Source organism: Citrobacter sp. S55_ASV_140, assembly GCF_018919505.1.
Lineage (GTDB): Bacteria > Pseudomonadota > Gammaproteobacteria > Enterobacterales > Enterobacteriaceae > Citrobacter > Citrobacter werkmanii.
Genome location: NZ_JAHLQZ010000023.1, coordinates 1 through 13,647, shown reverse-complemented (window position 1 = coordinate 13,647; position 13,647 = coordinate 1). Strand labels below are relative to the sequence as shown.

Genomic DNA, 13,647 nt, shown 5'->3' with positions numbered 1-13,647 from the left:
GTGAATCAGAGTTTATCCAGCAACTTTTTAACATCTTTACCGTTGCGGGAGTCTTTATTGCGATCGGCCCAATCGTTCAGACGACGTTTCGCTTCATCCTGCAGATGCTTACGCAGCAACTGATCGACCTGCAAGTTATAGTTCAGCGCCTGCCACTGGCCATAAACCCTGAGAGGAACCGGCGTGGCTTTCAGGAACTTAATCAGCTTGCTTTCGCCATCCCAACCGCCCAGCACGCGAATGTTAAACAGCGTGTCGCAATTCTGCTTCACCAGGTCTAACGTCCCCTTGCCAGTCAGCGCAAGCATCGCCGACTCACCGGCCATGTTATCCAGCGTAACCTCGCCGTTATCCAGCGTCATATCGGTGACAAAGCGATCCAGACGGGTGACGTTATCCAGATTTTGCTGTGATTTCACATCACCGCCGCTGCGTTCTACGGCTTGTTGTATCATCTGCTGGAAGTTCATCCCTTCCATTCGCGTATCGCTCATTTCGACATGAGCCTGGCCTTGCCAACTATGGCGAAACGCCTGGGCGTCAATATCCGAGCCGGAAAAATCTCCCGCCAGTGACAGCTTGCCGGTCAGCGCGATGGGGTAATTGAAGGCTTTGAGGATAGCGCCAATTTCTACGCCTTCCAGCCGCGGATGAAAGACTGCGCGCGGCGCATCTTTTCTGGCGTCCAACGTACCGGGAAGCGAAACACGTCCACCGTTACTTTTGCCTTCCAGCTGTGCGATATTCATTAAGCCGAACTGGTTATTTATTTTTGCCGAGACATTCTCAAACGCCATTTTACGCCACAATACTTTGTCAGCCTGTAACGTGATGTCTGCCGAAAATCCCTTGAGTCCCTGGTAAGAGACGGCATCAACCTGCGAAGCAATGACGGGGCGCGCCAGCGTCGACTGATTCTGCCCTTGCTGAACCTCACCGTTTGTCGCCGCCACGGCATCGCGTTGCACAATCAGATTGTCCAGATTGAGCTGACCAAATTTCAGGTCGACGAGCCATTCGGGTTTATCTAACAGCGACACCTGGGCTTGCCCGGCGAGAGAGCTGTCGTTAGCGGTTAAATGAATCTGGTTAAACGCGAGCTGTTTTTTCTCTTCCAGCCACTGCGCCTGAAGCTGTCCCTCACCTTTAATGCCCTGCGACGGAAGATCGGCCCCCTGTAGCTGCCAGCTTAACTGCTCAATATTAGCGGACAAATTATGCGGGTAGTCGGAGGCATCGACGGTGCCGTTAAACGATAGCGCAAGGTCACGCTGATCGCGGTTCACACGCCCGGAAAAATCAAACGTACCGCGGTGCTGGCTATCCTGTTCCATCTCCAGACGAATATCGCGAACCGTTACCTGCTCGTCGTCTTCATGCTGGAATACCAGAACGCTGTCGGCGACGCGCAGACGGGCGATATCAAACGACCATCCTTTATCTTCCGCCAGATCGGGCAACGTATTGTCTTTGGGGGCAACGGGCGCATCTTGTCCACGCACCGCCTCAGTTTGCGGGGTCAGTTGAATCACAGCCCCCTTGAGCATCACCTGCTTCACACTGAGCTGATGACTCAACAACGGCCACAACGCGACGTCGAGGCGCATATTGTCGGCACGAATCAGGGGTTCGCTGGCACCTTCAGCCGTCAACGCCATGCGCCCCGAAAGGATGCTCAACTGAGGCCATACGTGCCAACGCAGAGGACCATCCAACTGCAGCTGATATCCGCTACGCACAGCAACCTGCTTGACCATATACGCGCGGAAATCATTCGGATTCACCAACAGTACTAACGCAGAAAAACCGGCCACCAGCACGACCAGAAGGATCATCAGCGTTGTCAGAAATCGTCTCATGCTATCCCCAATGGACTGAAAACATTCAGTCTTTATCGATCCGGCTGGCAACGGCGCCCTGCTGATCGCGATACTTTGCATCCTGACGACGATTGTAAGGTCGCGCAGCCGGACCGGAAAGCGGTTCGAAACTCAACGCGCCAATTGGCATGCCAGGGCGCAGGGCCAGCGGTAATTTTCCGGAGTTGTAAAATTCCAGTACGATGCACCCTGACCAGCCCGGATCGATACGGTGTGCGGTAACGTGTACCATCAGTCCCAGACGCGCTAATGAAGAACGTCCATCTAACCAACCGACGAGATCGGAAGGCAACGTCACGGATTCGAACGTCACCGCCAGCGCAAGCTCCCCCGGATGCAGGAAAAATGCCTCGCCGTCCTTAAGGACGATTTCATCGCTCATCACGCGATCCAGCGCAGCGCTGACTTCATCTTTCGGTCCACTCAAATCGATATACGCCGCCGTATGACCGCGGAACGTACGGAATTTGTTACCAAGACGCACATCTACCGTGGCGCCATTGATTCGCTCGACAGGAGGGCGTGGAGTGATCGACAGGCGACCTTCATCCAACCAGGCTTCAATATCTCGGTCACATAAACGCATGGCACTTTCTCCTTTCGTGCTTCAACCCCTTAATGCCAGGCGCGTTAAGGGTGAGCCAGGTTATCACTGAACGGTACACAATTCGCTGAACTTATTCAAAGAACTGACTGATTTTAGCCTTCAGAATATCGATGGCGATGCGGTTTTTACCCCCGCGCGGCACGATGATGTCGGCGTATTGTTTTGAAGGCTCAATAAATTGCAGGAACATTGGACGTACGGTTTTTTGGTATTGCGCCATCACCGAATCCATGGAACGGCCACGCTCGTTCACGTCCCGTTTAATACGGCGCATCAGGCATATATCCAGCGGCGTATCAACAAAAATAGAGAAGTTCATCTCGTCACGCAAACGCGCGTCTGTCAGCAGCAGAATGCCTTCCAGGATGATCACTTTCTTGGGTTCGATATGAATAGTGTCTTGCGTGCGTGTATGCTCAACATAACTGTAAACGGGTAGTTCAATGGCACTTCCGCGTTTAAGCGTCTGCAGATGTTGAAACAGCAGGCTGTGATCCATCGCGTTCGGATGGTCGTAGTTGGTTTTTACACGTTCTTCCATCGACAGATGGCTTTGATCTTTGTAATAGCTGTCTTCGGGAATAACGCCAATATGTTCGTCACCGACTTGTTCACGTAATTCGCGGTAAAGCGTGCTGGCAATAAGACTCTTGCCGGAAGCCGATGCGCCGGCGATGCCGATAATGACGCACTGATGGGACTGATCAGTCATAAATTTAGCGACCTGATTAACCTGGATGTTAAGGAAGGGCGGCGTCGAAACGCCAAACGCGGCAATTATAGGGATTTCAGCGGCGCGATGCCAGTCCAGCCTGCGCCAATGCTTTCCTTGTCGCAAATTAAAATGATCAGTTTTAAAGCAGGTGCTAAATTTATCTATCAGCCTTAGGAATTAATAGCTTGAGAGTGTTAATTTATGCGCAGCTGGCGTATAAATTGTAAATTATTTGTACTAGCATAATCGCAGATTAAACAAGATGTATTCGGCATATCTCCCGGACAACATCGGCTATTTGGGTAGAGTGGTAATGAGTAAACAATCCCAACATGTTTTAGTTACCTTACCTCATCCTCTACTGCGCATGGCCAGTTTAGGTCTGGTGGCTTTTATTTTTACGCTATTCTCGCTGGAACTGTCACGTTTCGGCGCGCAGCTGGCGCCGCTTTGGTTCCCAACGTCAATCATGATGGTGGCTTTTTACCGTCATGCGGGAAAGATGTGGCCGGGAATTGCGCTGGCTTGTTCATTTGGTAATATCGGCGCGTCCTTACTCTTCTTCCCCGGTGAATCGCTTAGCTTCACCTATACGGCTATCAACATTATTGAGGCTGTCGTTGGCGCAATGCTATTGCGTAAACTGCTGCCCTGGTACAACCCCTTACAAAATCTCAACGACTGGGCGCGCCTGGCTTTTGGCAGCGCCGTGGTTCCTCCCGTGTTGGGCGGCTTACTACTGTGGTTATTGCTGCCAAAGGAAACCTCGTTAAATACCTTTCTTATTTGGGTGCTGTCAGAATCCATCGGCGCGCTGGCGCTGGTGCCGTTAGGTTTGCTGTTTAAGCCCCATTATCTGCTCCGCCACCGCGACCCACGGTTACTGCTTGAAACCGTCATCACACTTCTGGTGACCTTGACGCTCAGTTGGCTGTCCATGATGTATCTTCCATGGCCTTTTACCTGCGTTATCGTCCTGTTGATGTGGAGCGCTGTTCGTCTGCCGCGAATGGAGGCATTTTTAATTTTCCTCAGCACCGTAATGATGGTCTCGATGATGTTGGCCGCAGACCCTTCGCTGCTCTACATCCCAAAACCCAACTTGACGACCAGCCTGCCTTGGCTGCCGTTTTTGATGATCCTGCTGCCGGCCAATATGATGACGATGGTGATGTACGCGTTTCGGGCCGAACGCAAACATATCTCTGAAAGCGAATCGCGCTTTCGCAATGCCATGGAATATTCCGCGATTGGTATGGCGCTGGTGGGGACCGAGGGGCAATGGCTCCAGGCGAATAAAGCGTTGTGCCAGTTTCTGGGCTACAGCCAGGATGAGCTACGTTCGCTAACCTTCCAGCAATTAACCTGGCCGGAAGATCTGAATAATGATCTCGAGCAGTTAGATATGCTGGCGCGCGGGGAAATCAACAGCTACTCCATGGAAAAACGCTATTACACGCGCTCCGGTGATGTCGTCTGGGCCTTGCTGGCCGTTTCATTGGTGCGTAATAGCGATAATACCCCACTCTACTTTATTGCGCAGGTTGAGGATATTAACGATCTGAAGCATACCGAGTGGATTAATAAACGGTTGATGGAGCGCATTACCCTCGCCAATGAAGCCGGGGGAATTGGCATCTGGGAATGGGAGCTGCAGCCTGACGTAATCAGTTGGGATAAGCGCATGTTTGATCTCTATGAAGTCCCTGCGCATATCAAACCCAGTTGGCAAGTCTGGTATGACTGCGTTGTGCCCGAAGATCGTGAACATGCTAAAAATGTCATTCGCGATTCGCTGGCCGCACGGGCCCCCTTTAAGCTCGAGTTTCGTATTGCGGTCAAAGATGGCGTGCGGCACATCCGCTCACTGGCAAACCGGGTACTGAATAAAGATGGTGAAGTTGAACGCTTCCTTGGCATCAATATGGATATGACCGAGGTGAAGCAGCTTAACGAAGCGTTGTATCAGGAAAAAGAACGTCTGCACATTACGCTGGATTCGATTGGCGAAGCAGTGATTTGTATTGATGTCGATATGAACGTGACCTTTATGAATCCGGTCGCAGAGAAGATGAGCGGCTGGCAGCAGGAAAGCGCCATCGGTATTCCGCTGCTGACGGTACTCCGTATTACTTTCGGCGACAACGGACCGCTGATGGAGAATATCTACAGCGCTGACATGTCGCGTACGGCCATCGAGCAGGAAGTCGTCCTGCATTGTCGCAACGGCAACAGTTATGACATTCAGTACAGCATCACCCCCCTCAGCACACTCGATGGCGGCAGCATTGGCTCGGTGCTGGTGATTCAGGATGTCACCGAGTCACGTAAAATGCTGCGCCAGCTTAGCTACAGCGCCTCGCATGACGATCTGACGCAGTTGGCAAACCGGGTCAGCTTCGAAAATCATCTAAAACAGTTACTGCATACGGTTCACGACACGCACCAACGTCATGCATTGGTTTTTATCGATCTCGATCGTTTTAAAGCCGTAAACGATAGTGCCGGTCACGCCGCAGGCGATGCCCTGCTACGCGAACTCTCTTCACTGATGCTCAGCATGCTGCGTTCCAGCGATATGCTGGCGCGCCTTGGCGGTGACGAGTTTGGTCTGTTGCTGCCAGATTGTAATATCGAAAGCGCCCGCTTTATCTCAGGTCGCATCATCAGCGCCATCAACGATTACCACTTTATGTGGGATGGACGCTTGCACCGTATTGGCGCCAGTGCGGGAATTACGCTAATTGATGAAAAAAACCATGTCGCGAGCGACGTCATGTCCCAGGCGGATATAGCCTGTTATGCGGCGAAGAACAGTGGACGTGGGCGAGTCTGCGTTTATGAACCCCAGCAAAGCGAGGCCCATGCGGCGCGAAGCCAACTGTCATTGGATGAACAAAGACACACCATTACGCACAATCCAATGTTAATCATCGCCAGGGGCGTGGCCTCCCCGCGTATACCAGAGACGTTTAGCTTCTGGCTGCTCTCGCTACGCTTAGGGACAGCTGAAGGGGAAATTATTGAAGAGCACGCTTTCCGTGCCGGGCTGGTCGATTCTACATTGAATCAGGCGCTTGACCGCCGGGTATTTACCGAGTTCTTCCAGAGCGCAGCCCCGGCCGTCGCCAGTAAGGGACTCAGCATTGCCCTGCCCCTTTCCGCCGCCGGATTGCTGAATACAGAACTTGTTGACGAACTGCTGGGGCAACTGCAAAGAAGTCCGTTACCACCACGACTGCTGCACCTGACCGTTCCGTCTAACGTGATAAAAACAAACCCAACGCAGGCTATATCCACACTACATCGACTGCGACAGTGCGGATGTCGAATTATTTTAAGTCATGTCGGTCGCGATTTAGATCTTTTTGACAACCTGAAGTATCACATGGTTGATTACCTTCTACTCGACAGCGAGCTAAGCGCCAGTGTCCACGGTAACTTGATTGACGAAATGTGGGTGTCCATTATCCAGGGCCATGCTCAGCGTCTGGACATTAAAACCATCGCTGGTCCGGTGCAGTTGCCGCTAATCATGGATGCGCTTTCTGGCATCGGGATTGATATGATTTATGGCGATATCATTGCCGACGCCCAACCGCTGGATCTGCTACTGAATACCAGTAATTTCGCCATCAACTGACGGCTGCCAGCCATCCGTATACCAGATATGTAATAACGCATAGGAGCGCCAGGGCTTCCAGCGCTCTGCATACCGCCGAATCTGGGCGGGCGTCATGCCGGCAAAACGTTGTTTAATCAGATAGTCATCCGGCAGAAAAACATCTTTCGCCTGCCAGCCGCGCAGCGCAAAGTAGTTGGCGGTCCAGCGCCCTATTCCGGGGAACGTTTGCAGATGTTTGACGCCTTGCTCGATATCGGCAGGCGCTTGTGTCGCAAGCGTTCCATCCAGCGTCGCGCGAGCCAGATGAATTAACGCTTCAGCGCGTTTGAGCGGCATCCCTAACGCTTTCAGGTGTAATGGATCGGCATCAGCGAGCGCTTCAGGGGTAGGAAAACACACATACTCTGGCGCATCCTCCAGCGTGTCCCCATAAGTATGCGCCACTTTCGCCGTCAGTTTCGCCGCCATAGCTACGCTGACTAACTGCCCTAAAATCGCCCGTACTCCTTGTTCAAACGCATCAACACTGCCCGGCAAACGCAGTCCCGGGCGCGCTGCCCCAAGGCTTCCCAGCGCGCTGACGATTTGCTGCGGGCAACAGGTAAGATCGAATAAGCGCGTCATTTTAGCCAGACACTCTGCGGCAACCGGCTGTAGCCCCGGACTCAACGTCACGTGTAGTTGATGGGTGTGTAGATCCGGTATCACGCGCACCAGACCACGATGATTCCCGACAGTCAGGCTTCTGGCATAACGCAGATCCCCCACGGTTTCTACCCCTTCCACCGCACGGGCGGCCAGGAACCCCAGCATCCAGGGCCAGTCATAAGGCGGTTGCCAACTCAGCGTGAACATTGCGTTTTCCTTTTCAAGCAAACCTACAGCATAAACGGTATTCAAACGATACGCCTTGCTTTCATATTCCAGTTGTCGGGACGTCGACATTTCGTTAAAGTCACGCCCCTTCTTCACTGGCATGGGGATTTTTACGGTGTTTATTGGTTTTGACTACGGTACGGCAAACTGTTCAGTGGCCGTTATGCAAGACGGGCAGCCACACTTGCTCAAAATGGAAAACAACAGCACGCTTCTGCCCTCAATGCTGTGTGCGCCAACGCGCGAAGCTGTCAGCGAATGGCTGTATCGCCATCACGATGTCCCAACCACGGATGACGAAACGCAGGCGCTGCTGCGTCGTGCGATGCGCTATAACCGCGAAGAAGATATTGAGGTGAATGCCAACAGCGTGCAGTTCGGTCTGGCTTCACTGGGTCACTATATTGACGATCCGGAAGAGGTGTACTTCGTTAAATCACCAAAATCCTTTCTCGGTGCCAGCGGTCTGAAACCGCAGCAGGTTGCGCTGTTTGAGGATCTGGTCTGCGCCATGATGCTGCATATTCGTAATCAGGCACAAAGCCAGTTGCCGGAAGCCATCACCCAGGCCGTTATTGGTCGCCCAATCAACTTCCAGGGTTTAGGTGGCGATGACGCCAATGCTCAAGCGCAGGGGATTCTTGAACGTGCGGCAAAACGCGCTGGTTTTCAGGATGTTGTTTTTCAATACGAACCGGTAGCGGCTGGCCTGGATTACGAAGCCACGCTGCAGGAAGAAAAACGCGTATTGGTCGTGGACATTGGCGGGGGTACGACCGACTGTTCATTGTTGCTGATGGGGCCGCAATGGCATCAACGCGCCGATCGCGAAAATAGCCTGCTGGGGCACAGCGGCTGCCGCGTAGGCGGTAACGATCTGGATATTGCGCTGGCATTTAAACACTTGATGCCGCTCCTCGGCATGGGTGGAGAAACGGAAAAAGGCATCGCCTTACCTATTCTGCCCTGGTGGAACGCGGTCGCGATTAACGATGTCCCCGCGCAAAGTGAGTTCTACAGTAGCGCCAACGGACGCTTACTGAACGATCTTGTGCGCGACGCCCGGGAAGCCGATAAAGTCGCCCTGTTGCTCAAAGTCTGGCGCGAGCGTCTGAGCTACCGCCTGGTACGCAGCGCAGAAGAGAGCAAAATCGCACTCTCCGACCAGAACATCGTTACGGCGGCGATACCGTTTATCAGTGAAACGCTGGCCACCGATATCAGCCAACACGGACTGGAAGCCGCGCTCAATCAGCCCCTGGTGCGCATTCTCGAGCAGGTTCAACTGGCGCTGGAAAACGCGCAGGAAAAACCGGACGTGATTTACCTGACCGGCGGCAGCGCGCGTTCGCCGTTGATCAAAAAAGCTCTCGCAGAGCAGCTTCCGGGGATCCCAATTGCCGGTGGCGATGATTTCGGTTCCGTCACCGCCGGACTGGCCCGCTGGGCTGAGGTTGTTTTCCGCTAAGCCGCTCGCATGCTGAAAAGGACGTGTATTGACATCACCTTAGCTGTAGCTTATTTTCAGGAGTGAGGGTTAGGGAAGGTTTCCCCTCCCCCTGGTGTCTTAGTAAGCCGGTAAGCTAATCACTAAGAGTATCACCAGTATGATGACGTACTTCATCATAACCCTTTCCTTATTTTGGCCCCTTCCTCAGGAGGGGCTTTCCCGTTCCAGCGTCCCGCTGAAATCTCTGGCTTACCTCCTTTTTGCCTTGAACGCACTCTAACGCACTATTTCTTGTTCGCCGTTTTCACCGCTTAATGTTGCGTAATACCTCGCAAAGCCGCGTCAGCATTCAGACGAATCCCGACAGTGTTTCATAATTCCTCCATTTTTCTCCCTTGTTCGCTGGCTAAACTAGTATCATTCCGCGAATCGTTTCAGGATGAGAAACTCATAACAATGAAAGGCAGTAACAAATCCCGCCGGGTGATAGCAATTGTGATCGTCGTGGCCGCCATCGCCGCATTCTGGTTCTGGCAAAGCCGCAGTGAACCCCAGGGAACCGCACCAGGCGCGACCAAACCAGCACAGCACTCGCCAGGGGCTGGGCGTCGTGGTATGCGTTCCGGGCCGTTGGCTCCCGTTCAGGCTGCCACCGCCACCGAGGAAGCCGTTCCACGTTATCTGACGGGGCTAGGCACCATTACTGCCGCCAATACCGCTACGGTGCGAAGCCGGGTAGATGGCCAGCTCATCGCGTTACACTTCGAGGAAGGGCAACAGGTAAAAGCTGGCGACCTGCTGGCAGAGATAGACCCCAGCCAGTTTAAAGTTGCTCTGGCTCAGGCGCAGGGGCAACTGGCAAAAGATAAAGCCACGCTGGCGAATGCCCGTCGCGACCTTGCGCGTTATCAGCAGTTGGTAAAAACCAATCTGGTCTCCCGCCAGGAGCTGGATGCCCAACAGGCGCTGGTAAATGAGACGTTAGGGACAATCAAAGCGGATGAAGCCAGCGTCGCCAGCGCCCAATTGCAGCTCGACTGGAGCCGTATAACTGCCCCTGTCGATGGTCGGGTCGGTTTGAAGCAGGTGGATGTTGGCAACCAGATTTCCAGCGGCGATACCACCGGTATCGTCGTCATTACACAAACCCACCCTATCGACCTGATATTTACCTTACCTGAAAACGACATCGCCACCGTGTTACGGGCGCAAAAATCGGGGAACCCGTTGAAGGTCGAAGCCTGGGACCGTACTAATTCGCAAAAACTGAGCGAAGGCGTCCTGCTGAGTCTCGACAATCAGATCGACACGAGCACCGGGACCATCAAAGTTAAGGCCCGGTTTAACAATCAGGATGATGCCTTATTCCCGAACCAGTTCGTTAACGCCCGCATGCTGGTCGACACGGAACAAAACGCCGTAGTCATCCCCACGGCCGCCCTGCAAATGGGTAATGAAGGTCACTTTGTCTGGGTGCTGAACAGCGACAATAAGGTGAGTAAACACCTGGTGAAACCGGGTATCCAGGATAGCCAGAAAGTGGTGATTACCGCCGGGCTGTCCGCAGGAGATCGCGTGGTGACCGACGGTATTGACCGCCTGACGGAAGGGGCAAAAGTTGAAGTCGTGGAGGGGCAAGACGCCTCAGTGACAGACGAGAAAACTGCGCCGCGCGGCTACGGCAAAAAAGGAGCTAACTCCTGATGCAGGTGTTACCACCCGGCAACTCAGGCGGCCCATCGCGCCTGTTTATTCTGCGCCCCGTCGCCACCACGCTGCTGATGGTCGCCATTTTGTTAGCCGGTATTATCGGTTATCGTTTCTTGCCGATCGCCGCCTTACCGGAAGTGGATTACCCCACGATTCAGGTCGTAACGCTCTACCCCGGCGCCAGCCCGGACGTCATGACCTCGGCAGTGACCGCGCCGCTTGAACGTCAGTTTGGACAGATGTCCGGCTTAAAACAGATGTCATCGCAAAGTTCCGGCGGCGCCTCGGTCGTGACATTGCAGTTTCAACTGACGCTCCCGCTGGATGTCGCCGAGCAGGAAGTACAGGCTGCAATTAACGCCGCGACCAATTTATTACCGGGCGATCTGCCCAACCCGCCGGTTTACAGCAAGGTAAACCCGGCGGATCCACCAATCATGACGCTGGCTGTCACCTCCAGCGCCATGCCGATGACGCAAGTTGAAGATATGGTCGAAACCCGCGTCGCACAGAAAATCTCTCAGGTTTCCGGCGTGGGTCTGGTAACGCTTTCCGGTGGGCAACGTCCGGCCGTCCGCGTCAAGCTTAATGCGCAGGCCATTGCCGCGCTCGGTCTGACCAGCGAAACCATCCGTACGGCAATTACCGGCGCTAACGTCAACTCGGCCAAAGGCAGTCTTGATGGCCCAACGCGCGCCGTCACCCTCTCAGCTAACGACCAGATGCAGTCTGCAGATGAATATCGTCAGTTGATTATTGCCTATAAAAACGGTGCGCCGGTACGTCTGGGCGATGTCGCGACCGTGGAGCAAGGGGCAGAAAATAGCTGGCTGGGCGCATGGGCCAATAAGCAACAAGCCATTGTGATGAATGTTCAGCGCCAGCCTGGGGCAAACATCATTTCCACTGCTGACAGCATCCGCCAAATGCTGCCGCAGCTCACTGAAAGCCTGCCTAAATCAGTAAAAGTCAGCGTGCTTTCGGATCGTACAACCAATATTCGTGCATCTGTAGCTGATACCCAGTTTGAACTGATGCTGGCGATTGCGCTGGTTGTTATGATTATCTACCTGTTTCTGCGCAATATCCCGGCGACGATTATACCCGCGGTCGCCGTTCCGCTGTCGCTAATCGGCACCTTTGCGGTCATGGTATTTCTTGATTTCTCTATCAATAACCTGACCTTAATGGCGTTAACCATCGCCACCGGTTTTGTGGTGGATGACGCCATCGTGGTGATTGAGAACATTTCACGTTATATCGAAAAAGGCGAAAAACCGCTGACCGCCGCCCTGAAAGGTGCGGGCGAGATTGGTTTTACCATCATCTCTCTGACATTTTCGCTGATCGCCGTGCTGATCCCACTGTTGTTTATGGGCGATATTGTCGGGCGATTGTTCCGCGAGTTTGCCGTAACGCTGGCCGTGGCGATCCTGATTTCTGCGGTGGTGTCGCTCACCCTTACGCCGATGATGTGCGCCCGCATGCTCAGCCAGGCATCGTTACGTAAACAGAACCGCTTCTCTCGCGCTTCGGAACGGATGTTTGATCGCGTCATCGCCGGGTACGGCCACTGGCTGGCAAAGGTGCTCAACCATCCGTGGCTGACGCTCAGCGTGGCGCTTGGCACGCTGGCGCTGAGCGTCATGCTGTGGATCTTTATTCCAAAAGGATTCTTCCCGATACAGGATAACGGCATCATTCAGGGCACGCTGCAGGCGCCGCAGTCCAGTTCGTTTGCCAGCATGGCCCAGCGTCAGCGTCAGGTTTCAGATGTCATCCTGCAAGATCCGGCGGTTGAGAGCCTGACCGCTTTTGTTGGCGTGGACGGCACCAATCCGGCATTAAACAGCGCACGTATGCAAATCAACCTTAAGCCACTGGATGAACGCGACGATCGCGTGCAGAAAGTGATCGCGCGGTTACAGGAGGCAGTAAACAACGTTCCTGGCGTCGACCTCTATCTTCAGCCTACGCAGGACCTGACGATTGATACTCAGGTCAGCCGGACGCAATATCAATTCACGCTGCAAGCAACCTCCCTGGATGCGCTCAGCACCTGGGTTCCCCAACTGTTGGAAAAGCTACAACAGCTTCCGCAGGTGTCTGATGTCAGCAGTGACTGGCAGGACAAAGGGCTGGTAGCCTATGTGAACGTCAATCGCGACAGCGCCAGCCGTTTAGGTATCAGCATGGCGGATGTCGATAACGCCCTGTACAACGCCTTCGGCCAGCGTCTGATTTCAACCATCTATACGCAGGCAAACCAGTATCGCGTCGTGTTAGAACATGACACCAACACGACGCCAGGGCTTGCGGCCATGGACACTGTTCGTCTGACCAGTAGCGACGGCGGCGTGGTGCCGCTCAGCGCTATCGCCAGCATTGAACAGCGTTTTGCCCCGCTGTCGATTAACCATCTCGATCAGTTCCCGGTGACAACCATCTCGTTCAATGTGCCAGACGACTATTCATTGGGCGATGCGGTACAGGCGATCCTCGATGCCGAAAAAACGCTTAACCTGCCAGCGAACATTACCACCCAGTTCCAGGGCAGTACGTTGGCCTTCCAGGCCGCGTTGGGCAACACTATCTGGCTAATTGTGGCAGCGGTTGTCGCGATGTATATCGTACTCGGCGTGCTGTATGAAAGCTTTATTCACCCGATTACCATTCTCTCCACGCTGCCCACGGCAGGCGTTGGCGCGCTCCTGGCGTTAATGATTGCCGGCAGCGAACTGGACGTCATTGCGATTATCGGCATTATTTTGCTCATCGGTATCG

Annotated in this window: 9 protein-coding genes; 4 read left to right on the top strand and 5 right to left on the bottom strand. The window is 53.8% G+C overall.

The genetic code is table 11. From position 1 onward, the window contains the following. Positions 1–5 precede the first annotated feature (5 nt). From asmA to udk, 3 genes are all read right to left on the bottom strand, one after another. Positions 6–1,859: an outer membrane assembly protein AsmA gene (gene asmA, locus KQJ18_RS06200; RefSeq protein WP_216421660.1), complete on the bottom strand. Its 1,854-nt coding sequence runs from the start codon at positions 1,857–1,859 to the stop codon at positions 6–8. A 25-nt stretch (positions 1,860–1,884) separates the two neighbouring features. Beyond that, positions 1,885–2,466, bottom strand: a complete 582-nt coding sequence (gene dcd, locus KQJ18_RS06195; RefSeq protein ID WP_003834269.1) for a dCTP deaminase — start codon at positions 2,464–2,466, stop codon at positions 1,885–1,887. Positions 2,467–2,557: 91 nt separating this feature from the next. Further along, a complete protein-coding gene (gene udk, locus KQJ18_RS06190; RefSeq protein WP_003036776.1) occupies positions 2,558–3,199 on the bottom strand; it encodes a uridine kinase in 642 nt (213 codons plus the stop codon). Between the two features lie 316 nt (positions 3,200–3,515). Between udk and KQJ18_RS06185 the strand changes: the two genes are divergently transcribed. After that, positions 3,516–6,845: a diguanylate cyclase gene (locus KQJ18_RS06185; RefSeq protein ID WP_038641812.1), complete on the top strand. Its 3,330-nt coding sequence runs from the start codon at positions 3,516–3,518 to the stop codon at positions 6,843–6,845. Here KQJ18_RS06185 and alkA read toward each other — a convergent pair. After that, the gene (alkA, locus tag KQJ18_RS06180) at positions 6,813–7,682 is read right to left on the bottom strand and encodes a DNA-3-methyladenine glycosylase 2 (RefSeq protein ID WP_069323641.1); all 870 of its coding nucleotides are present in this window, start codon (positions 7,680–7,682) and stop codon (positions 6,813–6,815) included. The two genes, KQJ18_RS06185 and alkA, sit on opposite strands and share 33 nt — an antisense overlap. A gap of 136 nt (positions 7,683–7,818) precedes the next feature. On the opposite strand from alkA, the gene yegD reads away from it, so the two are divergent. Continuing rightward, on the top strand, positions 7,819–9,171 hold the full coding sequence (gene yegD / locus KQJ18_RS06175; protein ID WP_038641815.1) for a molecular chaperone: 1,353 nt from the start codon (positions 7,819–7,821) through the stop codon (positions 9,169–9,171). Positions 9,172–9,270: 99 nt separating this feature from the next. Here yegD and KQJ18_RS06170 read toward each other — a convergent pair whose 3' ends face one another. After that, positions 9,271–9,330: a type I toxin-antitoxin system Ibs family toxin gene (locus tag KQJ18_RS06170; RefSeq protein WP_106672390.1), complete on the bottom strand. Its 60-nt coding sequence runs from the start codon at positions 9,328–9,330 to the stop codon at positions 9,271–9,273. A 279-nt stretch (positions 9,331–9,609) separates the two neighbouring features. Between KQJ18_RS06170 and KQJ18_RS06165 the strand changes: the two genes are divergently transcribed. Together KQJ18_RS06165 and KQJ18_RS06160 are read left to right on the top strand one after the other, a co-directional pair. After that, the gene (locus KQJ18_RS06165; RefSeq protein ID WP_110497468.1) at positions 9,610–10,857 is read left to right on the top strand and encodes an MdtA/MuxA family multidrug efflux RND transporter periplasmic adaptor subunit; all 1,248 of its coding nucleotides are present in this window, start codon (positions 9,610–9,612) and stop codon (positions 10,855–10,857) included. After that, positions 10,857–13,647: MdtB/MuxB family multidrug efflux RND transporter permease subunit (locus KQJ18_RS06160; protein ID WP_216421653.1), on the top strand; the 2,791-nt coding region annotated here is incomplete at its 3' end. The genes KQJ18_RS06165 and KQJ18_RS06160, both read left to right, overlap by 1 nt.